The sequence below is a fragment of the Natronomonas sp. CBA1123 genome, from assembly GCF_009741925.1.
GTDB lineage: Archaea > Halobacteriota > Halobacteria > Halobacteriales > Haloarculaceae > Natronomonas.
On record NZ_WPCC01000012.1, the window covers coordinates 1 to 21,985 of the forward strand.

The following is a 21,985-nucleotide window of genomic DNA, read 5'->3' on the forward strand; positions in this document are numbered from 1 at the left end:
GACGACCATCGGGTAGGCACGGTCGGCGCGTTCCTGTTCGTCGTCGTCTGCGTCGTCGGTGGCGCCGTAGTAGACCGCGCTCGAAGCGGTCGAACTCGTCGACGAGTCGGTCGATGTCGCCGACGCTGAAGTCCCGCTGTTTCTTCGGGCAGCGCGCCGATGACGACCGGGCCGAGAAAGCCACCGATTTCGCCGACGGCGAAGACGACGCCGACCGCGGTGCCGGTCAGTTTCGCGCCGATACCTTCCAACTCGACCGGCACCGCACGGATGAGCGGCGAGAGCCCGCCCATCCCGAGTCCGATGGCGACGACCGGCGCGACGAGCAACAGGACGGCCGCGGGTTCGGCGAGCAGGCCGACGACCCCGAAACAGGCGAGGACGGCACAGGCGACCAACGTCGCCCGCCTGCGACCGAAGCGCTCTGCGAGCGCCGGAATCGTCAACACGCCGACGACCTGTCCGACGACGAGCGTGCTGGCGATGGTGCCCGCGAGGTCCGCCGAGACTCCCCGCGTTTCGAGTATCGTCACCAGCCACCCCTGTATCCCGTGGAGGACGAACAGGTACATCGTCCCCAAGAGGACGAGCAACCGGAGGTCGCGGTGGCTGAGGACGGCCCGAACGTCGTCGACCAGCGAGGCGAGCGTGAGGTCGCCGTCGACCTCGGTTTCGTGGACCCCAGCGGGAACGTACCACGCCGCGATAGCCCACACCGCAGCGACGGCGAGTGTGGCGATGCCGCTGTACAGGAACAGCGGCCGCCAACCGCCCAGCGCCGGGCCGATGACGGGGCGGCCGAACGCGAAGACGGTCGCACTCCCGACGTAGGAGCCGACGAGATACACCGACGCCGCCCGCCCCACGCGGTCGGCGGGATACAACTCCGAGGCGAGTTTGGGCAACCCGAAGGTGAGTCCCGTCGCGCCGACGCCGAGCAGCAGCGTCAGCGCCAGCATCGACGGGAATTCGGGGGCAAAGGACCGAGTCAACTGCCCGAGGCCGGCGAGTGCGATGCCCAAGCCGACGCCCACCCGCGCGCCGAGTCGGTCGACGAGCAGACCGCTCGCGAGACCGAGCGGGATGTAGGTCAGCGGCACCGCCCCCGCCAGCACGCCCGCCTGCGTCCCGGTCAATCCGAGGTCGTCGATGACGGGCTGGAGGTAGGCGGGCAGCGAAAACCAGACGAACAGCAGCGCCCCGTAGCCGAGGCCACCGAGTACCAACAGCGCGGCGTTCTCGACGCGAGTCGGTGGCCGTGTCATTGTCGGGGGTTCGAACAGCACCCCGATAGTCCCTGCTGAATCCGTCCGCGACAGAGGTTCAATCCATGAGGCGAGGAGACCAAATTTATGTCAGGCAACAATTTGGAGAGATGTGACAGTTGCCAGCGGCAATCGGAGTGTGCGGACAATGGCGACCGTCTGGTTCGTCGCCCTCCTCGGCTGGAGTGTCTTCGTCTCCGGCATCACCTTCGGTCCGTTGTTCGGCGAGTGGCCGGACTGGGCACGGTTCGTCGCCGTCCAAGCGCTTTCGTTCCCCGTGTTCCTCCCAGCGTTTCAGTTCACGTACGCTGAGCGTCAGCCGCGACTCGTCGCGCTGTTCGCCGTCCCGTCGGCGGTCGCTATGGCTGGACGGCTCGCGTCTATCACTTGGTCACGGCTGTCGGCAGAATTATTTGTTGACCTGCTCCCGTTTGCCGCCCTTTTCGCGGGCGCGTTCGCACTCTCGTGGTGCGTCCTCGGATACGCAGTCGGCACCGCACTACAATGGCAACGGGCCGGTAGGCCAGTCCCCAAGCGAACGCTGGCTCGCGCCTGTATGATAGTCGTGTTTCCGTCGGTGTTCGTCTTCATCTCACAGGTGTTGTACTGGTCGATTTTCGTAATCGGACTGGGTGATTCGCTGTGAGCGACACGTCACCCTCCGCCGGAGTTTCGCCGGATGTGGCCGCCGCCGTACTGTTGGTGACGACGCTTTTCGTCTCGGTGGCTATCGTTGGCGGGCTGTGGAGTCTCGGTACCGGCACCCAGCCGGGCGACAGCGTGCCGAACGTGAACTGGGAACCCGAACAGGCGACGACGAATCTCACCGTTGACGGCGAGCGAATCGAAGTGAAACGAGTGACGTTCCGCCACATGGGCGGCGACACCGTCGATGCCGATAGACTGCGACTCTACGTCTATCGGAACGATACCGAGCCGGAAGCCGGAATCGGCCCAGGCGCCAGCGTCGCCCGCTTCGATAGCGAGGCGGTGACGAAAGGGGACGCCGTTTCGGTGGTCGGCGGAGCAACCGTTGACGAAAACGAGACGTTGGGTGGCTTCGCCATCGAATCCGTCGGTGGCGAACGCCGACTCACCAACGAGAACAGCGTGGTCGAACTCCGAACGGGCGATGCCGTCCGGCTCGTCTGGAGTGACGGCAAGCAGTCGGCGACGCTCTACATCGAAGAGGTCGAGTGAGGACGTTCAGAATTCGACTATCTCTCCGTCTTCGGGTATCGTCACGCCCTCGACGGCCGCTCGCAGGTCGGCCCGCGTGACCAAGCAGTGGTTGATAGCGTCCATGTGGTCGGCGATAACGGGCACGTCGTCGTCGACGGCCGCCCGGACCGACGCAACGTCGTCTTCGTCCATCGTGATGGGTTCGCCCTCGACGAACCGGGCCCCGCCGGCGTTGACGACGACGGCGTCGAAGTCGTAGGCATCGATGGTTTCGGCGACGGCGTCGTACCAGACGGTGTCGCCGGCGAGATACAGCGACTCCGCGCCCTCGAAGACGACGCCGAGGACGGGCGCCATCTTCTCTGCCAACTCGCCGTGGCCGTGGCGGGCCGGCGTCGGTTCGAGTATCACGTCGCCGAACGAGTGGTGGATATCGAGCGGTCGGACGTCCTCGAAGCCCTCCTCGCGGAACTCGTCGGCCTCCTCGGGATGGCAGAACAGCGGTATCTCGCGGTCGAGGAACTCCCGGGCGGCGTCGTCGAAGTGGTCGCGGTGACGGTGGGTGACGACGACCGCGTCGTGTGTGAGGTCGACGTCCGGGCGTTCGACGAGCGGGTTCTCGCGGTCGTTGGGCGTGTTCGGAATCGGCGGGATGTCGCCCGGTTCGCCGAGCATCGGGTCGACGAGGAACGTCGTCTCCCCCAACGTGACGAGCAACGTGGCGTGGCGGACGAGTTGAACGGTAGGCATACCGTCACCAGTACCGAGGGCGCCCTAACTATTGGTGTGCCGGCAGGCCTCGAATCGGCCGATACGCCGCCTGTGATTTTCCGGGTTAAATTATAAACGCGTTTGGCCATCCCCGTTCTACGATGAATGGTTTAGATAAATAGCCGAAAGCGTTAACATTTGCTAACAGTTGTTCACTAGTTATGAACAGCGACCGCCGGCGTATCGCGTCCGGCACACCGGGCCTGGACGAGGTGCTTAGAGGCGGGTTTATCCACGGACAGACCGGCATCATCAACGGCGGGCCGGGCACCGGGAAGACGATTCTCGCGTTGCAGTTTCTCACCGCGGCCGACGGGCCGAGCCTCTACATCGGCTTCGAGGAGCGGGAGGCCGACATCAGACGGAACGCCGAACAGCTCGGCATCGACCTCTCGGGAGTGACGATACTCGACCTCAGCGCCGGTGGCGAGCGGTTCTTCTCCGAGGACTCCTACAGCGTGTTCCCGGCCGAGGAGGTCGAAGGCGAGGACCTACTGGAGCGCATCGCGGCGGCCATCGACGAGGAGGAGCCGGAGCGACTCGTCGTCGACCCGCTGTCGGAGTTGCGGTCGCTGCTGCCCGACGAGTACCAGTTCCGGCGCAACATCTCCTCGCTCATCAACGAACTCAAAGAGCGGGAGACGACGACGCTGTGTACGACCCAACCGATGGAGGGGAGCGCCGAACAAGACCTCAAGTTCCTCGGCGATTTGACCATCGAAATCCAACGGACGGTCGACCACCGCACGCTGGAGGTGACGAAGTTCCGTGGCTCGGGGTCCGCAGACGGCCGTCACACCTATTGCATCCGGTCGGGAGCGGGCGCCCGCGTGTATCCGAAGCTCATCCCCGGGGACCACCAACGCGAGCGGTCGCGCGACCAACTGTCGGCCGGCATCGGGGAACTCGACGACCTCCTCGGCGGCGGCATCGAACAGGGTTCGGTCACCGTCGTCTCCGGCCCCTCGGGTGCCGGCAAGACCACGCTGGGGTCGCTGTTTCTTGAGGCCGCCGGCGAGCGCGGCGAGGACAGCGTCGGCTATCTCTTCGAGGAGTTGAAATCGGACTACCTGTATCGGTCCGGAGAAATCGACATCGGCGTCGAACCGCTCGTCGACGACGGTGTCGTCAGAATCGAGGAAATCGAGTCGCTGACCCAAAGCCCCGACGAGTTCGCACACCACATCCGGACGGCCGTCGAAGAGGAGGGCGTCGAAGTCGTCATGATAGACGGCATCACCGGCTACCGACTCGGTCTCCGTGGCGAGGACTCACAGGCCGAACTCACCCGCGAACTCCACGCCCTGTGTCGCTACCTCAAGCGAATGGGTGTCACCGTCATCCTCGTCGAGGAAGTCGAGAACATCACCGGTGACCTCTCGGCGACCGACGAGCAAATCAGCTATCTCGCCGACAACATCCTGTTTCTCCGGTATCTGGAAACCAACGGCGAGATTCGGAAGACGGTCGGCGTGTTGAAAAAGCGCTTCGGCGACTTCGAGCAGTCGCTGCGGGAGTTCGAGATAACCGACTCCGGCGTCGAGGTCGGGCCGAAACTGACTGGGATGCGGGGTATTCTGACCGGCATTCCCGAGCCAGCTGACGAGTCCGGCTGATGGACCCGCTGGATGGCCCCTCGCCGAAGTTGTATCCGAGGCCCGATAGCGACGACAGTGGCGACGGGATTTCCAATAGTACACCACAAATCGCTCTCGGAGTCACCCAGCAACGGGACAGGGAGTTGTTGGAGTCGCTCCTCTCGACGTTCGAGGTGACCGACCTCGCCGACCCCGTTCCAGAGCGGACCGACCTGTGTATCGTCGGTACTGATGCTCTGGCTGCGTTCCGCGGGGCGCTACGGGAGTGGAAAACACGGGAGCGGCCGGCCACGGCACCGGTGTTGCTGCTGACGACCGACTCGGCCGAGGACGCGTGGCGTCGCCACGAGGAGTCCGTCGGCGAGTTACTCGATGGCATCCAGCCGATTCCGGCGCCGAGACGGGCGATTCGCTCCCGCGTCGACGGACTGTTGGCGACGCGCCGACACTCGTTGATGTCGCGGCAGCGCCAGCGGGAACTCGAACTGTACAAGCGAGCGATAGACAGCGCCGGCGTCGGCATCAGCATCGCCGATGCCGACAGAGACGATTTGCCGCTCGTCTACGTCAACGACGGGTTTCTCGATATGACGGGGTACGACCGAGAGGAGGTCATCGGTCGGAACTGTCGGTTCCTGCAGGGCGAGGACACGGACGAGGCGACTGTCGACGAGATACGGTCGGCGCTGGCCGACGAGCGGCCGGTGTCCGTCGAGATACGCAACTATCGGAAGTCGGGGCGGCCGTTCTGGAACGCCCTCGACATCATGCCGGTACGTGACGACGACGGCGAGGTGACGCACTTCCTCGGGTTCCAGCGGGACATCACCGAACGAAAGCGTCGGGAGCGACTGCTCGAACAGTACGGGCGGATATTCGAGGCCGTCGAGGACCCGATTCTGATTTTGGACGAGCGGAATCGCATCGTCGAGACGAACCCGGCGGCCGACGACGCCTTCGGCACCGGGACATCGATTCCCGAGGGTACGCAAGCCGAACACCTCTTCGAGGGCGAACAGGCCGCGCAGTTCCGGGCGACGGCGTTGGCGGTTCGCTGGACCGGCAACTCCCGGACGGTCGAAGTAACGACCGACCCCGAGGGCGATGAGACGGTGTTTCAGTTCCGTTTCCAGCGACTGGAGGCGACGGAAGACTACAGCGAGCGAATCATCGCCGTCAGCCGCGATATCACGCGAATCCGGAAGTACCAGAACCGCCTGTCGGTGCTCGACAGAGTCCTCCGACACAACATCCGCAACAAACTGAACGTCGTCACGGGACTGGCGGAACTCCTCGAAAATAGCGGCGACGAGGAGGTGGCGGCGATAGCGGAGGACATCGATACGGCGGCGTCGGACCTGTTGGGGATTGCCGACTCCGCCCGCGCCTTCAACCGGAGTATCGACCCCGCCGAACCGCGGACGCAGGAACTCGACCTCTCGGCGTTCGTCCGCGAAGTGGGTGCGGAACTCCGCGAGAGTCACTCCGACACCGACATCGACATCTCGGTTCCCGAGGCCGCCCCGGCCGTCTGCCCAGCGACGATTCGACTCTGTCTGAAACACGTCGTCGAAAACGCAATCGAGCATACGACTGCCCCCGACCCCCGAGTGGAAATCGAGGTCGAGGACACCGACGAGTGGGTCGACCTCCGCGTCAGCGACCACGGCCCCGGGTTCTCCGAGCGCGAGCGGCGGGCGCTGACCAGCGGCGCGGAACGCCCACTGGAGCACCTTCAGGGTGTCACACTCTGGCTCGTTCGGTGGGCCGTCATAAACGCGGGCGGCCGACTCGACATCCGCGACCGTCCCGAAGGCGGGGCGACCGTCGTCATCCGGCTTCCGCCGGCCGAGCGTCCCGCTACCGTGTAGGGTAAACTCCCGTTCCGTGAAGCAAGATTTACCCCGCGGTGACCGATACGGGGGAGTGATGACGAATCTGCTTGCAGATATCGAACAGCGCGCCGCGGAGATGCCCGACGCCACGGCCATCGGCTTCCGTGGACAGGAGTTCAGCTACGGCGAGTTCTGGACACAGACCGGCCGATTCGCCAAAGCCCTCGCGGACTCGGGCGTCGAACCCGGCGACCGCGTCGGCGTCTATCTACCGAACCTCCCGCAGTACGTAATCGCCTTCCACGGGATTCTCCGGGCCGGCGGCATCGTCGTCCCGATGAATCCACAGTACAAGTCCCGCGAAATCAGCCACCTGCTGGGCGACAGCGGCGCGACGGCCGTCGTCGCGCTCGCTGACCTCGTCCCGCAGGTTCAGGAGGTACAGGACGACACCGATGTTCACACCATCGTCAGCGTCGGCGGCGACGCCGACGGTGCAATCGAGTTCGAGGACTTCCTCGCCGACGAGGAACTCGACGTCGTCGACCGCGACGACGACGACGTGGCGTGTCAGCCGTACACCTCCGGGACGACCGGCACCCCGAAGGGCGTCCTTCTGACTCACCGGAACCTCGCCTTCGAGGCGCGTGCCTCCCCGAAGATTCACGACGGCATCTACGACGACGACAAGATGCTCGGCGTCCTCCCGCTGTTCCACATCTACGGGATGACGGTGACGATGCTGGCGACGCTGTACGAGGGCGGCAGCTACTGGCCGATGGCCGAGTGGGACGCCGAGGCGGCGCTGGAACTCGTCGAGTCGGAGGGCATCACGCTGTTCCACGGCGTCCCCGCGATGTTCAACGACCTCGTGAACCACCCCGCGGCCGAGGAGCACGACCTCGCGTCGGTCCGGTTCGCCAACGCCGGCGGTTCCAGTCTCCCGCTGGAGGTCATGCGACAGTTCGAGGAGACGTTCGAACCCGACCTCATGGAGGGGTACGGCCTCACCGAGACGGCGCCGGTCACCCACGCCAACCGACCCGACGACCGCCGCCCCGGCTCCATCGGCAAGCCGCTGCCGGGCGTCGAATCGAAGGTCGTCGACCACGACTTCGAGGAGGTCGACCCCGTCGAGCGCGGCCCCGTCGACGACGAGACGGCACTCGACGACGTGGTCGGCGAAATCGTCGTCTCCGGCCCGAACGTGATGAAGGAGTACTACAACCGACCCGGGGCCAACGAGGAGGCGTTCACCCATGAAAACGGCACCCGCTGGTTCCACACCGGCGACCTCGGCTACTACGACGAGGACGGCTTCTTCTTCATCGTCGACCGCGAGAAGCACATGATAGTCACGGGCGGGTACAACGTCTACCCCCGCGAAGTCGAGGAGTTGCTGTTCGAACACCCCGATATCGCAGACGCGGCCGTCGTCGGCGTCCCCGACGAGCGCCGTGGTGAGACGGTCACCGCCTTCGTCGTCAAGCGACCCGACGCCGAGGTGACCGCGGAGGAAATCAAGGAGTACGCCCTCGAGAACCTCGCGGCGTACAAACACCCACGGGAGGTCAACTTCGTCGACGAACTCCCGCGGACGACGACCGGAAAGGTCCAGAAGTTCGAGTTGGAGGACTTCGAGTAAGGTTCAGTCCCCGTCCGGCCGATACAGGCGCGCTTCGAGACACGCGATGACCTCCTCGCGAACGGCTTCGAGCCACTCGTCGTCGTCGGACGTCGTGGTTCGGACGAGTGCGCCGGCCAAGACGGTCTGTAGCGTCGCGGCGACGGCCTCCGGGTCGATATCGCGGAACTCCCCGGCTTCGATGCCGGCCTCGACGAGTTCGGTGAGACGGGCCTGAAACAGGCGGTCGCTCCGGGTGAAGTACTCCCGATACCGGTCGTCGTGGGCCGCCTGCGCCCGGAGTTCGACGAGCGCACGCATGAATCGGAACTGTTCGTCGGGCAGTTCGCTTACGAGGAACACCGAAAGCGGCTCTTCGAGTCTGACCCGCGGGTCCTCGGATTCCGCCTCGACGAACGTCTCGTCGTAGCGCTCCAAGACGTACTCCAGACACGCCAACAGCAGTTCGTCCTTCCCGTCGTAGTGGTGATACACCAGCGACGTGCTCTTCTCGAAGTGGTCGCCGATTTTCTCGATGGTCAGGTCGCTGTAGCCGTGTCGACACAGCGCCTCGTAGGCCGCAGCCAGAATCTCCTCGCGCGTCGACGAGGCGTCCTCGAAGAACTCCATCAGTGCAACCCCGTAGCGGCCGCCGCGACAAGTATCGAGTGGCCGTCGGGGGAGCGGCCGACGGTCGTCGCCGACGGGCGAGGCGAGTCGAATTGATTGAACATTCAATCAAAACGGCTATTGGCCCGGCGCATAACCGTGCCGGTAATGCCAGCGAGTGCCGTCCGCCCCCGCCGACGCCCCTCCACGTGTCGCGCTGCCGACGAATCGACCGCCGACAGAGGTCCGAACCGTGGTTCGTAGGTCCCTGGTGGCGGTCGCCGTCGCCGCCCTGTTCGTCTGTCTGACCGTTTCGGCCGGTGCCGTCGTCGGCCAACAGACCCAGCGCGATTTCACGCGCGGCGAACCGGATATCTCCGTGTACGCCCCCGACGCCGAGGTCACGCCGGGGAGCGACACGCGAATCGACATCCAACTCCAGAACAGCGGCGACCTCGACACTGGGCCACGTAGCGAGGAAGTGCTCACCGCGCGGGCGGTGTCCGTCGCGGCCGACGGCGAGGGGCCCCTCGACGTTCGGACCGGGCGAACCGCAGTCGGCTCTATCCCGGATGGCTCCCTCACGACGACGCCGTTTCGAGTCGTCGTTCCCGAAGGGACCGACCCCGGCACCTACGAGTTGGACGTGAAGGTGCGGTACTCCTACGTTGAACAAACCTCCTCGATGTCCGACCCGCAGCGGGAAACCGAGACGGAGCGTCAGACCGTCGACGTACGGGTCGTCTCCGAACCGCGGTTCGCCATCACGGACGTCGACACCGACGTCCAGCCCGGCACCGCCGGCGACGCGGACGTCACCATCGAAAACGTCGGCTCCGAGCGAGCCAACGCGACGCGGGTGACGCTCCGCGGAAGCGGCGGCGTGACGCTCGGCACCGGCGAAGCCCGCTCGTTCGTCGGCGACCTCGCACCCGACGACTCCGCCACCGTGACCGTCGAGGCGGCCGTCGCCGAGGGCGTCGCGACCGGCGCCAAGCCAATCGAGGCGACCGTCGAGTACACCAACACCGACGGCGCCGAGGCCCAATCTGACCCGGTCGTCGGCCACCTCGACCCGCTCTCCGAGCAGTCCTTCGACATCGAGGGGCTCGAAGAGACGCTGTCGGTCGGCTACGCCGGCAACATCACCGGGACGCTCCGCAACGAGGGTCCGCGGCCGGTCTCCGACGGCGTGTTGGTCATCGAACCGGCGAGCGATTCGCTGTTCGTCGAGGAGGGCCGATACGCCCTGCCCGAACTCGACAGCGGCGAGGCAGCCGAGTTCGCCTTCCCAACCGAGGTGAGCGGGCAGGCGTTGGCCGGCCCGAGACAGGTCCGGTTCAGCGTCGAGTACGCAAACGAGGGCGAGTCGACGGTTACCGCCGGGCCCATCTCCGAGCGGGTCGTCGTCGACGAACGCCGCGGAGAGTTCTCGGTCACGGCCGAGAACGCCACCGTCGAGGCAGGCGGGTCGAGTGACCTCGTCGTCACGATAACGAACGAGCGCCCGGAGACGCTCTCGAACATCGACGCCCGACTGTACGCCGACAGCCCGCTGTCGACGTCGAGCGACGAGGCGTTCATCTCCGAGTTGGAGCCCGGCGAGTCCGGCGAGTTGCGGTTCTCGCTTGCGGCGACCGGCGGCGCGATGGCGAAGACCTACCCCGTCGAACTCGACTTCCAGTACGACGACCGCCGCGGCGAGAGCACGCTCTCCGACACCTACCAGCAGGCGGTCACCGTCGAGGAACCCGAAACGACCGACGAGGGACCGCCCGTCGTCCCCATCGCCATCGGCGTCGTGGCCGTCGTCGCCGTCGTCGGTGCGGGACTCTGGTGGCGGCGCCGGAACTGACCGATGGTCGACGGCCCGGAGCCCCACGACACGGACCGCATCGACCCGCTGAGCAGTCGCATCACCACCATCGTCTCCGAGCGACCGCTTCGGGTCGTTCTCGCCTTCGTCGTCCTGACGGGCGTCTTCGCCGCCGGATTGGGCGGCGGCGGTGAACAGCAGGCCGGCACCGACCAGTTCACCGAGAACCTCGAAGAGGCTGAAGCCCTCGAGGACATGCAGGAGAACTTCGACGGCGGAGCGCGGGCCTCCGGCGGCAGCAACGCCAACGTGTTCATCGAAGACGACCGGAACGTCCTCTCGAAGCCGAGCCTGCTTCGGATGTTGAAGACCCAACAGCGGCTCGAGAACCACGACAGACTTCGGGTCACCTCGACGATGAGTCCGGCCTCGAACATCGCCCGACAGCTCGACCCCGAGGCGTCGACGCCCGAGGAGTGGCACCGTGCGGTCGAGCGGGCCTCACAACGACAGCTAGACGGTGCCATCCGGTCGGCCGCCGACGCGAACTCGCTTGGACCCGTGAGTACGGACTTCTCTTCGGGGTCGGCGTCGGCGTCAGTCGCACAGATTCTCGTCACCTATGACACGCCGCCGATGGCCGACGACGGCGACAACGCGCGCCTCCAGCAGCGAACCATCGACGTCGTCGACGGCGTCGAGGGGTACGACCACGGCGAGAACGCCATCGTCTTCGGCAACGCCATCATCAACGAGGAAGTCACCCAGCTGCTGAACGACACGGCCATCGTCGTCTTCCCGGCGGCGATACTGCTCATCACGTTCTTCCTCGTCGTCGCCTACCGGGACCCGGTCGACCTGGTTCTCGGGCTCGTCGCGCTCGTGATGACGCTCGTCTGGACGTTCGGCTTCATGGGCTACGCCGGCATCCCGTTCTCGGACTCGCTGGTCACCGTCTTCCCGCTGTTGTTGGCGGTCGGCATCGACTTCGGCATCCACATCATCAACCGGTATCGCGAGGAGCGCGGGCGCGGCACCGGCATCCGGGAGTCGATGGGTATCACGACGACGCAGTTGTCGGCGGCGTTCATCATCGTCACCGGGACGACGGTCATCGGCTTCGCGGCGAACCTCACCAGTTCGCTGAGTCAACTGCGGGACTTCGGCATCGTCGCCTCCGTCGGGATGGTGTTCACTTTCGCCATCTTCGGCGTGTTCCTCCCCGCGGCGAAGGTCGGCCTCGACGGCCTTCGTGAGGGGACGCGGTTCCCGGAGTTCGGCAGTCGCCCACTCGGACGGGAGGGGTCGATACTCGGAGCCATCCTCCCGGTGGGTGTGACCGCCGCACGAATCGCTCCGGCGGTCGTCCTCGTCGCCGCACTCGTCCTCGGTGGGGTCGGCGGTGCCTACGGCACCGGCGTCGACACCGAGTTCTCACAGGAGGCGTTCTTTCCCGACGAGGACCGAATCGAGCAGTATCAAGCCCTCCCCGAACCGTTCGCGCCGTCGCAGTACACGTTCATGACCGTCCTCGAGTACCTCGAGGAGGACTTCGAGCAGGGGTTCATCGGCAGCGTCACGATATACGTCGAAGACAGGGCCGTCCGCTCGGACGTTGCACTGGAGGACATCGACCGGGCGGTGACCGACCCGCCGGACGCCTTCGTCCAGTCGAACCGACGGGCCGACGCGACGAGCATCCTCGGGGTCATCGACTCCCGCGCCGAGGCCGACCCCGAGTTCGCCGCCTTGGTCAGACAGCACGACGCCGACGGTGACGGGGTTCCGGACCGCGACGTCGACCGCGTGTACGCGGAGTTACTCGATTCGCCGGCCGGCGACCGAGCGCGGAACTCCATCACCGAGGACCGAAGCGCCACCCGCATCGTCTATCAGGTCGACGTCGACGCCGACCAGACCGAGGCGACGATGGCCGCCCAGCAGGTCGCCGAGGAGATGCGGATGGACGCCGTCCCGACCGGACAGTTGGTCGTCAATCAGGTCGTCATCGACCGCATCACCGAGTCCGCACTCCGGAGTCTCGTCGTCGCCTTCCTGCTCACCGCCGTCTTTCTGATGGTGTTCTACCGGTGGCTGGAGGGGCGGGCCGTCTACGGTCTCATCAACCTCGTTCCGGTGTTGGTGACCGTCGGGTTGCTCGCGGGGTCGATGCGGTACTTCGACGTGCCGTTGACGCCGTTCAACGCCCCCATCCTCTCGGTGTCCATCGGGTTGGGCGTCGACTACACCGTCCACTTCATGCACCGCTTCGTCGACGAGTTCGAGAACGGCCGGGACATCCACGCCGCACTCCGCACCACCGCACAGGGAACGGGCGGCGCGCTCACCGGGAGCATGCTGACGACGGTGTGTGGCCTCGGCGTGCTGTACCTCGCGCTCATCCCGCTCATCGCCGAGTTCGGCCTGCTGTTGGCGCTGGGCGTGTTCTACGCGTATCTGGCGTCGCTTCTGGTGTTGCCGTCGACCATCGTCGTCTGGCACGCCGTCGAGACACGGGTCACACCGCGTCTTCGCGAGGCCGTCGCGTAATCAGTCGGCAGGAGTTTCGGGCCGGTACTCCCGGCTGACGGCCTTCCATTTGCCCGTCGCAAAGCGGTAGTAGTTCAGCGCCGCCGGCACAGTCGTCTCGGCGATGAAGGCGAGATACAGCCCGTAGATGCCCAGCGACGTGGTCGCGCCGAGGTAGACGAGCGGAATCGAACAGCCGAACATCCCCAGCGCCTGACTGAAGAAGGCCCAGCGGGTGTCGCCTGCGGCATCGAGCGGGCCGGCGGCGCCCCCCGAGACCCCCTGCATGACGACGGCGACACAGGCCACGCGGACGAGGTCGACGGCGATGGGGACGGCGGGGACCGTCGGGTCGGCGACGAACAGCGTGACGATAGGTTCGGTGGCGACGAAGACGACCGCCGCGAAGACGATGTAGACGGCCACCGAGTAGCGGATGATTTCACGGCCGTAGGCCTCGGCGGTCTCTTCGGCGCCGGTACCGAGTTCCTGGCCGACGAGACTGGAGGATGCGAGCCCGAAACCCCACCCGGGCGTGTTCATCAGTCCCCAGATGCGTCGGGCGATAACGAACGCCGACACCACGTCCTGGCCGAAGATGTCGAGGATGGCGAACATCGGGAATTCGGCGACGGTCCAGACGAGGTTCCGTCCCATCACTGGCAGACCGATAGAGACCAAATCCGCGACCGTCGCGGGGTCGACGTACGTTCCGAGCGGGTCGATGGTGACCGGGAACGCACCGGCACCGGGAAAGCGCCCTGCCGTCAGCCCGATGGCGAAGGCGGCGGTGACGCCGACGTTCGAGAGGACGGTCCCGACTGCGGCGCCGACGACGCCCCACCCGAGGCCGAAGATGAGGGCGGCGTTGATGACGATGTTGGCGACGGCGCCGCCACCGCGGAGCACCATCGCGGTGTAGGCGTCGTCGGAGCCGACGAGGACGCGACTGCCGACCAGATTGAGGCCGGCGAAGGGGACGCCCAACGCGACGACACGGAGGTACTCGCCGCCGAGGCGGACGGTTTCGGCGTCGCTGCTGAGCAGGCCGATGAGTTCCGCCGAGTACGTCCAGAAGACGGCGACGACCGGAAGGGAGACGGCGACGACGAGGAAGACGCTGGAGCGAACCGCGAGTCCGAGTTCCTCGTAGGCGTCGGCGCCGAACCGCTGGCTCACGAGGGCGATGGTCCCGCCGGCGACGCCCCCGCCGATGGAGAACGCCAGCCCCCAGAACGGCCCGGCGATACCGACGCCGGCGATGGCCCCGCCGCCGACGGCGACGCCGACCATCGCCACGTCGACGGCGTTCTTCGACATCCGCGCCAGCCCCGTGACGATGCGCGGCCACGCCAAATCGGCCGTCCGGCGTGCACGCTCCTCGCCGATGAGGCCGAAGCGGGCCAACAGCAACCCGACGGCCAGTATCGCCAGTCGGAACGGGTTCGGAACGCGGGACAACGTGTTTGTACTGACTGGTCAGTCAGCCAAATGTCTTCGGAATCGAGTCGGGTCCCTCGCGTCGTGAGACGAACCGACCTGGCGACCTACCGGTCCGAAAAGCGGTCGGTCAGCCCCGAGAGTCGTTCCTCGACGGCGCTGATTTCACCGCGACGACGGCGGTACTCCATCGTCAGGCGGTAGGCAGCGACGTAGGCGATGACGGTGAAGATGACGGCGAGAATGACGTTCCCCGTCACCAGTCGGACGACCACCTCGGGGGCCGCCGACAGCGACACCTCTTGGACGGTCATGGATTCGACTGGGCCGAGCAGTTTCGAGCCGAGCCAGAAACTCGACCCGTAGACGCCCCACTTCGCGACGGGGTTGAGAACGAGGACGGAGGCGAACAGCGCGATGCGGGAGACGTTGGCGAAGAGATACGCGATGATGAAGAACATGAGGACGCCGGTTCCGAGCGTCGGCAGGGCGGTGATGAACACGCCGATTGCGAAACTGTAGGCGACCTGATTGGGGGTGTGTTCCTCCGTGAGCGCGTCGTGGAGTTCCTCACGGACGCGCTGTACGTACTGCTGTAGTCGGCGCCGCAGTCCTCCCATTGCCATCTCCTTTCGGCTATATGGAAAAGAAGCTATCGACTACTTCGACCCTCGCACCCGTTCTAACTCGGCTCGATTTCGAGTCGCAGGCGGTAGGTCTCGCCGTCGCGGCGGGCGTCGACTGCGACCGGTTCGGTCCGCGCATCGAGGTCGACGCCGGCGTGGGATTCGAGGCGTTCGCCGACCGCACGGAGCCCCGACGAGGGCCCCGTCTCGTCGGCTTCCGGCGTCCACGCGACGCAGCGTTCGACGTACTCGCCGTCGATGGCGGCGTCGAGTACCGCGTTCGCGGCCGTCGACAGCCGCTCGGAGTCGAGGACGAGTGGCTCCGCGACGGTATCGGTCGGCGACAGCGTCAGCCGGACCGTCGCCCCCGAACAGCTCCGGCCGGGGGCGTCCAGACAGCCCGCGACGCCGACTGCTGTTCCGAGTGCCGCCGCTTCGAGGAGCCCTCGGCGGGTCGGTGCCGTCGGTGCCATGCCCGATGTCGTGGGGTCGGCTCGAAGTGCCTTGCGGTCGAGAGGACCAACACCTATGCATTCGGGGGTCGGACCGACGCGTATGGACGCAGTGTACACCTTCGTCGGTGGCGGTGACCCGGCGACGACCGTCTTCGTCGCTCGACTGTTGGCCTACGGCGCCATCGGAATCGCGGCCGCGATACTACTCGGGTACCTCGTCACGTACGTTAAAGACGTGCTCGCCGAGGGGTTCGACTACGAATGGGGGTATCTCGCGGTCGGCATCGGCGCTGCCGTCGTCTACGGCGTCTCCGGTATCGCCGCCGAACTGACCGACCTCCCGTGGCTCGATGCCTTCACCGAGGGCGCGGTGCTGTTTTTCATCCTCTTCGTCGCGTTGGGCATCCGCGCGATGTACCTCGCCGAGCGGACGGCCGACGGCGCGTCGCGACTGCTCCCGACGTGGGTCGACCTCCTCGTCGTCGGCGTCTTCGTCGTCGCGTGGTGGGCCGGCTTCCTTCTCGAAGGCGAGTGGACGCGCCCGGTCGTCGCCGTCGGCTGGGTCGGCGCGTCGGTCTGGGCGGTTCTGTACGCCGTCCAGACCGTCCGCCGATACGAGGGCACGACGCTGTCGGCGCTGACCCGACATCTGCTTCCGAGCATCGTCTGTGTCGTCGCTATCGTGATGACTGACCTCCTCGCGAGCGTCGCGCCGCTGGATGCGGGTGCCGTCGACGCGCTGTGGCTCGTCGGCACCGTCCTCGTCGCGGCGTTCCTCTTCGACACCGCGGTCACCATTCGCCAGCAGGAAGGCGAAGTCGAGCGGATGTACGACCGGACGACGTGGCGCCAACAGTCCGTCGAATAGCACGCTCCGCTCCGCCGCACTACCGGAGCCGAAGGCACTTTTCGAGTCGGACCCGAACGCTTCGTATGACCAATCAGACGCGTCGCCGTTTCCTCGCCGGAGCCGCCGGCGTGGCCGCGGGGCTGGCGGGTTGTTCGAGCGGCCGGCGAGCGCCGCCCGACCCGGTCACACCTTCGGGAGCCGAACCGGACCGCGACTCGCCGTACACCGCCGTCTACGACGCCACCATCGAATCCGTCGCCTTCGTCGGGACCGCCGGCGGTGGCGGCGGTTCGGGCTTCGTCTACGACGACTACGTCGTCACGAACCAACACGTCGTCGGCGACGCAGACCAAGTCGACGTTCGCTTCGAACGCGGCGACTGGCGTGAGGCCGGCGTCACCGCGACGGACGTCTACGCCGACCTCGCCGTTCTGTCGACGGACATCCCCGACTACGCCCGGCCCCTCTCCTTTGTCGACAGCGTGCCGCCGGTCGGCACCGAGGTGCTCGCGTTGGGCAGCCCCTTCGGCCTCGAATCCTCCGTCTCGACGGGCATCATCAGCGGCAAGAACCGCGCGCTCGCGAGTCCGTCGGGCTTCTCGATTCCGAACACCGTCCAGACCGACGCCGGCCTCGACCCCGGCAACAGCGGTGGCCCCCTCGTCACGATGGACAACGAGGTGACCGGCATCGCCGTCGCCGGCGCGGGCACGAGCGTCGGCTTCGCGGTGTCGCCGCTGCTCGCCCGCCGCGTTCTGCCGGAGTTGATAGAAACGGGGACGTACAGCCACCCGTTCCTCGGAATCTCGCTGTTGCCCGTCACACCCATCATCGCCGAGGCGAACGACCTCCCCGAAACCCGCGGCATCTACGTCGTCGAGGTACTCGACTCCGGACCCACAGACCAGACGCTTCGCGGCGCCGACGGCGAGACGACCGTCGACGGCCGAACCGTTCCGACCGGTGGGGACACGCTAATCGAACTCGCCGGCAACGCAATCGACTCCAACGCCGACCTCGGGACGACGCTGGCGCTGGAGTTGTCGCCGGGCGACCGCGTCGACGCGACCGTCATCCGCGACGGGGAGCGAGTCGATATTCGCGTTCCTATCGGCTCGCGACCGCCGCCGGAGCAGTAAGCCTCGTCGGCGGTACACCGATACGCCTGGCGACCGAGTAGCCGATATGGACCGACAACAGACGGGGTTCGAAAGCGCCGGCAAGCGCTGTAGTGCCGAGTTGTACCTGCCCGATGCCGAGAACCCGCCGGTCGTCGTGATGGCCCACGGCTTCGGTGCCGAACGGTCGTTCCGACTGCCCGCCTTCGCCGAACGGTTCGCCGAAGACGGTCTCGCCACCTTCCTCTTCGATTACCGCGGGTTCGGCGACTCGGAGGGGACCGAGCAACTGGTCGACCCGTTCCGGCATCGCGCCGACTGGCTCGCCGCGGTCGACCACGTCCGCGACCTCGAGTCGGTCGACGGCGACCGCGTTGCGCTGTGGGGGTCGTCGTTCAGCGGCGGCCACGTCATCGAGACAGCCGCCCGTCGCGAGGTCGACGCCGTCGCCGCACAGGTGCCGTTCGTCGACGGCCTCGCGACCCTCCTCCATCTCGCGCGGAACTCGGGAATCGGCTACCCGCTCGAAGCGACGAAACACGGCCTCAAAGACGCCGTTCGTGGACTGTTCCGCCGGAGTCCCCACAGCGTCCCCATCGTCGGCGACACCGACGAGTTCGCGATGCTGAACACCCCCGGTGCGAAATCGGGGTACCTCGACATCGTCCCGGAAGACACCGACTGGAAGAACGCCTGTCCAGCGCGAATCGCGCTTCAAGTGCCGATGTACCGGCCGATTTCGCGAGCCAGCGAGGTCGACTGTCCCGTCCTCCTCACCATCGCACGGGAGGACAACATCGTCCCACCGGCGGCCGCCGAGCGGTTGGCCGACCGTCTCGACCACGTCGAGGTGCTGCGCCTCGACTGTGGGCACTTCGGCCCCTACGACGGCCGCCCCTTCAAGCGCGCCGTCGAGACGCAGGGGGGCTTCCTCGACCGACATCTCTCGTAGACGGGTCGGTCGACGCACCCGGACAGCACCGGGCGTATCGGCAACTGAGTCGAAAGGTGCCATCAAGTACCACACGCGTCTTTACTCCGCTACTGGCTGGAAAGCCAGCGTGCCCCCAACGGGTGCCCCCACCCACCCAAGACGGGGACGGCCTGCCCGGCCCCCCTCGTCTTCCCACCTTGGTTTTACGCCGCCAGCCACTGCTCAGGCTGTTCGGTCGCCAGCGACGCGATGTCATCAGCCGTCGCCGTCGTTCCGGTTGCAACGTAGTAACTCGCACAGCAGTTCCCGAGCGCCATCGCTGGTCCGATATCTCCGCCGGCGGCCAGACCGTGGGCGAGGCCGGCGCTGAAGCGGTCGCCGCCACCGGTTCGGCGGACGGGGCCGTTCGGGTCGAAGTTCTCGACGACCGCGTCGTCGGTTCGGGTCGCGGCCGCGGCGGCGTCGGCTTCGTGTCTGACCACCGCGAACGCCCCCGTTTCGTCTCGAACCGCCCGAACGTCGTCCGCGACGGCCAGGGCGTCGGCAATCGCCGTCAGTTCCCGACCGTTGACGCTGACGGCCACGTCGACGGCGTCGTCGAGCGTCCCGAGCGCCGCGAAACAATCGCGTATCTCGGCGGCCGGTGCGGTCGTCAAATCGCCGGGGTCGAAGACGAACACGCCGCCCTCGAGACGGTCGGCGAGTGCGGTCAGCGAGTCCGTCATCCCGTCGACGGAGGCCCAGTTCCCACAGACGTAGGCGTCGGCGTCGGGGACCGTCTCGAAGTCCTCGTGGCTCCAGTCGGCCACGTCGTCGCTAACCTCGGCGTAGGTGAGGTCGCCGTCGGAGAACTCGTGGATGGAGACGGTCGATGGGTCACCGAACGAGTGTGTTTCGAAGGGGAAGGCGAATCGGTCGTCGTCGAGACAGCCGTCGAGTCGCACGTCGTCGCCGAGGGCGTTGGCCTGTTGGGCGGCGTTGACGGCTTGCCCACCGGCCTCGATGGCGTGTGTGTCGATGTGAAACCCCTGTGGGCGACCCGCGACGATAGCCTCGCGGAACGCCGCCTTCGAGAGCCACTGGCCGTCTTTCGCACGAACTCGCTGGAAGGTGTCGACGCTCCCGTCGGGGAACGCCGCCACACGGACGGTGGACTCGACCAGCGAAGGTACGGCGTCGTACATGGCGTGTGACTCGGGGGCGCCGTTGAAAGGCCTCCCGGGTTTATGTGTATCGGCCTGATAGCACAGCACATGCACGTGCTCGTTCCCACGGACGGTTCCGACCCGGCGGAGGCGGCACTCGACCACGCCTTCGAGCGGTTCGCCGACGACGACATCACCGCGTTGTACGTCATGGACCCCGTGGAGGGCGCCACCGCGTGGGGACCGGCGACGGGCGAAGACTGGCTCGGCTCCGCCGAGAAGCGCGCCGAAACCGTCCTCGGGGAGGCCGTCGAACGCGGAGAGGAGATGGGCGTCGAAATCGAAACCGACTCCGTCGTCGGCCGACCCTCGCGGGCGATTATCGACTACGCCGAGGAACACGACCTCGACCAGATAGTCATCGGCAGCCACGGTCGGGACGGCATCACACGGGTTCTGTTGGGGAGCGTCGCCGAGACGGTCATCCGTCGGTCGCCCGTCCCCGTCACCGTTGTCCGCGACCGCGAGTGATTCCCGAACCGCTCGGCGATTACCTCATCGTCTACGCCTACGTCATCGGTCGAGCGCACACTGGCATCGTCTGAGCGTTTATATACTGAACCGACTCATGTCGGGGCATGGGAATCTTCGCCAATCTCAAAACCGGCCTGACGCTGTCGCTCGACAGCCTCACTGTCCTCCGCGAGCACCCGAAACTGCTCGCGTTTCCGGCGATAAGCGGCGTCGCGACGACCGTCTTCTTCGTGTTCCTGTATTTCGGCGTGTTCGTCGCCGGCTTCCTCGGCGGCGGCATCGCCGAGTACGTCGCGCTGTTCGTACTGTACTTCGTGACGACGTTCACCGCCTCGCTTTTCACCGCCGCACTCGTCCACGCCGTCAACGACGCGTTCCACGAGCGCGAGCCCTCGGTCCGTCGGTCGGTCGGCGCCGCCTGGCGAATGAAGGGAACCATCGCCGTGTGGTCGGCCATCGCCGCCGTCGTGAGCCTCCTCATCCGACAGCTAGAGGAGTCGAACAACCCCCTCTCCGGCATCGCCGCGGCGCTGTTCTCGCTCGGGTGGACGATTACGACGTTCTTCATCATCCCGGTCATCGTCTTCGAGGACGTCGACGTGAAGTCGATGTTCTCCCGCAGCGCCGAGACCTTCGCCGACACGTGGGGTGAGACCCTCGGTGCCGGACTCGGGTTGGGACTCATCCAACTGCTGTTGGCCATCGTCGCCGTCCTCGTCGCCGTCGTCTTCGGTGGTGTCATCGCCACCGTCTCTCCCGGTGCCGGCTTGCTCACGGGCGCCTTCGTCGTCGTCTTCGGACTGCTCGTGGCGTATCTCGTCGGCCAGACCATCCGCGGCATCGCCAAGACGGCGCTGTATCTCTACGCCCGAGAGGGAACCGTCCCCGAGGCGTTCACCGACTTCGACTTCGAGACGCTCGGCGGTCGGGCCGAACACAGGGCGACGCCGAAAGGCGAGCGCGTCGAGGGGTAGGCCACTCGCGGATTTATCACCCGGGTCGCCGTATCCTCGCGTATGTACGAGGACATTCTACTCGCCGCCGACGGCAGCGAGGACTCACAAGCGGCGACCGAACACGCACTGACGTTGGCGTCCGGGACGGGCGCGACGGTCCACGCCGTCTCGGTCGTCGAGACCCGAACCGCTTACGACAACGCCATCGTCGACCCCGACGAGGTCAGGGAGAACCTCCGAACTGATGCCCGCGAGGCGCTCGAGGCGGTCGAACGGGCCGCCGAGGAAGCGGGCATCGACTGTGAGACGACCATCGAGGAGGGGCCGCCGCCGGAGCGCATCCTGGAGGCCATCGCCCGAACCGGCGCCGACGTGGTCGTTCTCGGGGCGACGGGACGGTCGGCGTTCAAGCGACTCGTGTTGGGGAGTACGACCGAGCGACTGCTCTCGGAGGCGCCGGTGCCGGTCGTCGTCGTCAGCGATTGAGCGGGCGACACACGGCGACGGCGAAGCGCCCCGCCGTCCCGGACCGAAACCGATAAAACCGACACACGCCCACGTCCAATCGAGCCGAGGTAGCCTAGCCCGGCCAAGGCGGTTGCTTCGAGAGCAACTGTCCGTCAGGACACGTGAGTTCAAATCTCACCCTCGGCGTTTCTCGTTTCCCACCGCCCGACAGTGATTACTCCGTCCTCGAC

The 21,985-nt window shown here is 66.4% G+C and carries 19 protein-coding genes, 1 tRNA gene and 1 pseudogene; 14 read left to right on the forward strand and 7 right to left on the reverse strand.

Annotated elements, in window-relative coordinates; translation table 11 throughout:
* Positions 1-215: 215 nt before the first annotated feature.
* Positions 216-1,265: pseudogene (locus GJ631_RS07495) on the reverse strand (CynX/NimT family MFS transporter); the annotation flags it as partial.
* 148 nt (positions 1,266-1,413) lie between these two features.
* Between GJ631_RS07495 and GJ631_RS07500 the strand changes: the two are divergent.
* Both GJ631_RS07500 and GJ631_RS07505 read left to right on the forward strand, forming a co-directional pair.
* A complete protein-coding gene (locus GJ631_RS07500) occupies positions 1,414-1,911 on the forward strand; it encodes a hypothetical protein (RefSeq protein WP_156708561.1) in 498 nt (165 codons plus the stop codon).
* Positions 1,908-2,465: a type IV pilin gene (locus GJ631_RS07505; protein WP_370518586.1), complete on the forward strand. Its 558-nt coding sequence runs from the start codon at positions 1,908-1,910 to the stop codon at positions 2,463-2,465. The genes GJ631_RS07500 and GJ631_RS07505 overlap by 4 nt, the downstream gene beginning before the upstream one ends.
* Positions 2,466-2,471: 6 nt before the next feature.
* Here the strand turns inward: GJ631_RS07505 and GJ631_RS07510 are convergent, their stop codons facing one another.
* A complete protein-coding gene (locus GJ631_RS07510; protein WP_156708563.1) occupies positions 2,472-3,197 on the reverse strand; it encodes an MBL fold metallo-hydrolase in 726 nt (241 codons plus the stop codon).
* Positions 3,198-3,379: 182 nt separating this feature from the next.
* On the opposite strand from GJ631_RS07510, the gene GJ631_RS07515 reads away from it, so the two are divergent.
* Genes GJ631_RS07515 through GJ631_RS07525 form a run of 3 tightly spaced genes read left to right on the forward strand, consistent with a single transcriptional unit; the run spans position 3,380 to position 8,296 of the window.
* A complete protein-coding gene (locus GJ631_RS07515) occupies positions 3,380-4,834 on the forward strand; it encodes an ATPase domain-containing protein (protein WP_156708564.1) in 1,455 nt (484 codons plus the stop codon).
* A complete protein-coding gene (locus GJ631_RS07520) occupies positions 4,834-6,687 on the forward strand; it encodes a PAS domain S-box protein (RefSeq protein WP_156708565.1) in 1,854 nt (617 codons plus the stop codon). The genes GJ631_RS07515 and GJ631_RS07520 overlap by 1 nt, the downstream gene beginning before the upstream one ends.
* A gap of 58 nt (positions 6,688-6,745) precedes the next feature.
* Positions 6,746-8,296: a long-chain fatty acid--CoA ligase gene (locus tag GJ631_RS07525; RefSeq protein WP_156708566.1), complete on the forward strand. Its 1,551-nt coding sequence runs from the start codon at positions 6,746-6,748 to the stop codon at positions 8,294-8,296.
* A 3-nt stretch (positions 8,297-8,299) separates the two neighbouring features.
* Here the strand turns inward: GJ631_RS07525 and GJ631_RS07530 are convergent, their stop codons facing one another.
* Positions 8,300-9,013: a TetR/AcrR family transcriptional regulator gene (locus GJ631_RS07530; RefSeq protein WP_197424905.1), complete on the reverse strand. Its 714-nt coding sequence runs from the start codon at positions 9,011-9,013 to the stop codon at positions 8,300-8,302.
* Positions 9,014-9,155: 142 nt separating this feature from the next.
* Between GJ631_RS07530 and GJ631_RS07535 the strand changes: the two genes are divergently transcribed.
* Positions 9,156-10,739, forward strand: a complete 1,584-nt coding sequence (locus tag GJ631_RS07535; RefSeq protein ID WP_197424907.1) for a COG1361 S-layer family protein — start codon at positions 9,156-9,158, stop codon at positions 10,737-10,739.
* Between the two features lie 3 nt (positions 10,740-10,742).
* Positions 10,743-13,250: an RND family transporter gene (locus GJ631_RS07540; protein ID WP_156708567.1), complete on the forward strand. Its 2,508-nt coding sequence runs from the start codon at positions 10,743-10,745 to the stop codon at positions 13,248-13,250.
* On the opposite strand, the gene GJ631_RS07545 is transcribed toward GJ631_RS07540, so the two are convergent.
* From GJ631_RS07545 to GJ631_RS07555, 3 genes are all read right to left on the reverse strand, one after another.
* The gene (locus tag GJ631_RS07545; RefSeq protein ID WP_156708568.1) at positions 13,251-14,690 is read right to left on the reverse strand and encodes an MATE family efflux transporter; all 1,440 of its coding nucleotides are present in this window, start codon (positions 14,688-14,690) and stop codon (positions 13,251-13,253) included.
* Between the two features lie 86 nt (positions 14,691-14,776).
* Positions 14,777-15,289: a DUF2062 domain-containing protein gene (locus GJ631_RS07550; RefSeq protein ID WP_156708569.1), complete on the reverse strand. Its 513-nt coding sequence runs from the start codon at positions 15,287-15,289 to the stop codon at positions 14,777-14,779.
* A 62-nt stretch (positions 15,290-15,351) separates the two neighbouring features.
* The gene (locus GJ631_RS07555; protein WP_156708570.1) at positions 15,352-15,768 is read right to left on the reverse strand and encodes a hypothetical protein; all 417 of its coding nucleotides are present in this window, start codon (positions 15,766-15,768) and stop codon (positions 15,352-15,354) included.
* 82 nt (positions 15,769-15,850) lie between these two features.
* Between GJ631_RS07555 and GJ631_RS07560 the strand changes: the two genes are divergently transcribed.
* From GJ631_RS07560 to GJ631_RS07570, 3 genes are all read left to right on the forward strand, one after another.
* Positions 15,851-16,618 carry a hypothetical protein gene (locus GJ631_RS07560; protein ID WP_156708571.1) on the forward strand — a complete coding sequence of 256 codons (768 nt, stop codon included), beginning with the start codon at positions 15,851-15,853 and terminating at the stop codon, positions 16,616-16,618.
* A 65-nt stretch (positions 16,619-16,683) separates the two neighbouring features.
* A complete protein-coding gene (locus GJ631_RS07565) occupies positions 16,684-17,739 on the forward strand; it encodes a S1C family serine protease (protein ID WP_156708572.1) in 1,056 nt (351 codons plus the stop codon).
* Positions 17,740-17,785: 46 nt separating this feature from the next.
* Complete coding sequence (locus GJ631_RS07570) at positions 17,786-18,670, forward strand: alpha/beta hydrolase (protein ID WP_156708573.1); 885 nt, start codon at positions 17,786-17,788, stop codon at positions 18,668-18,670.
* A 185-nt stretch (positions 18,671-18,855) separates the two neighbouring features.
* Here the strand turns inward: GJ631_RS07570 and GJ631_RS07575 are convergent, their stop codons facing one another.
* Entirely contained in the window at positions 18,856-19,836 is a 981-nt protein-coding gene (locus tag GJ631_RS07575) for a PfkB family carbohydrate kinase (protein ID WP_156708574.1), read from the reverse strand.
* Positions 19,837-19,905: 69 nt separating this feature from the next.
* Here GJ631_RS07575 and GJ631_RS07580 point away from each other — a divergent pair, with 69 nt between their 5' ends.
* The 4 genes from GJ631_RS07580 (at position 19,906) to GJ631_RS07595 (ending at position 21,941) form a co-directional block, all read left to right on the forward strand.
* Positions 19,906-20,328 carry a universal stress protein gene (locus GJ631_RS07580; protein WP_156708575.1) on the forward strand — a complete coding sequence of 141 codons (423 nt, stop codon included), beginning with the start codon at positions 19,906-19,908 and terminating at the stop codon, positions 20,326-20,328.
* Between the two features lie 107 nt (positions 20,329-20,435).
* Positions 20,436-21,305 (forward strand): DUF6159 family protein, encoded by an 870-nt coding sequence (locus GJ631_RS07585; protein ID WP_156708576.1) that lies wholly within the window; start codon positions 20,436-20,438, stop codon positions 21,303-21,305.
* 42 nt (positions 21,306-21,347) lie between these two features.
* Positions 21,348-21,773 carry a universal stress protein gene (locus GJ631_RS07590; protein ID WP_156708577.1) on the forward strand — a complete coding sequence of 142 codons (426 nt, stop codon included), beginning with the start codon at positions 21,348-21,350 and terminating at the stop codon, positions 21,771-21,773.
* 83 nt (positions 21,774-21,856) lie between these two features.
* Positions 21,857-21,941, forward strand: a tRNA-Ser gene (locus GJ631_RS07595).
* Positions 21,942-21,985: the final 44 nt, after the last annotated feature.

Coding starts and splice junctions, on each gene's coding strand:
- GJ631_RS07525 (WP_156708566.1), top strand. CDS start 6,746: ATGACGAATCTGCTTGCAGATATCGAACAGCGCGCCGCGGAGATGCCC.
- GJ631_RS07555 (WP_156708570.1), bottom strand. CDS start 15,768: ATGGCACCGACGGCACCGACCCGCCGAGGGCTCCTCGAAGCGGCGGCA.
- GJ631_RS07570 (WP_156708573.1), top strand. CDS start 17,786: ATGGACCGACAACAGACGGGGTTCGAAAGCGCCGGCAAGCGCTGTAGT.
- GJ631_RS07585 (WP_156708576.1), top strand. CDS start 20,436: ATGGGAATCTTCGCCAATCTCAAAACCGGCCTGACGCTGTCGCTCGAC.
- GJ631_RS07510 (WP_156708563.1), bottom strand. CDS start 3,197: ATGCCTACCGTTCAACTCGTCCGCCACGCCACGTTGCTCGTCACGTTG.
- GJ631_RS07565 (WP_156708572.1), top strand. CDS start 16,684: ATGACCAATCAGACGCGTCGCCGTTTCCTCGCCGGAGCCGCCGGCGTG.
- GJ631_RS07590 (WP_156708577.1), top strand. CDS start 21,348: ATGTACGAGGACATTCTACTCGCCGCCGACGGCAGCGAGGACTCACAA.
- GJ631_RS07515 (WP_156708564.1), top strand. CDS start 3,380: ATGAACAGCGACCGCCGGCGTATCGCGTCCGGCACACCGGGCCTGGAC.
- GJ631_RS07575 (WP_156708574.1), bottom strand. CDS start 19,836: ATGTACGACGCCGTACCTTCGCTGGTCGAGTCCACCGTCCGTGTGGCG.
- GJ631_RS07550 (WP_156708569.1), bottom strand. CDS start 15,289: ATGGGAGGACTGCGGCGCCGACTACAGCAGTACGTACAGCGCGTCCGT.
- GJ631_RS07540 (WP_156708567.1), top strand. CDS start 10,743: ATGGTCGACGGCCCGGAGCCCCACGACACGGACCGCATCGACCCGCTG.
- GJ631_RS07580 (WP_156708575.1), top strand. CDS start 19,906: ATGCACGTGCTCGTTCCCACGGACGGTTCCGACCCGGCGGAGGCGGCA.
- GJ631_RS07500 (WP_156708561.1), top strand. CDS start 1,414: ATGGCGACCGTCTGGTTCGTCGCCCTCCTCGGCTGGAGTGTCTTCGTC.
- GJ631_RS07560 (WP_156708571.1), top strand. CDS start 15,851: ATGGACGCAGTGTACACCTTCGTCGGTGGCGGTGACCCGGCGACGACC.
- GJ631_RS07520 (WP_156708565.1), top strand. CDS start 4,834: ATGGACCCGCTGGATGGCCCCTCGCCGAAGTTGTATCCGAGGCCCGAT.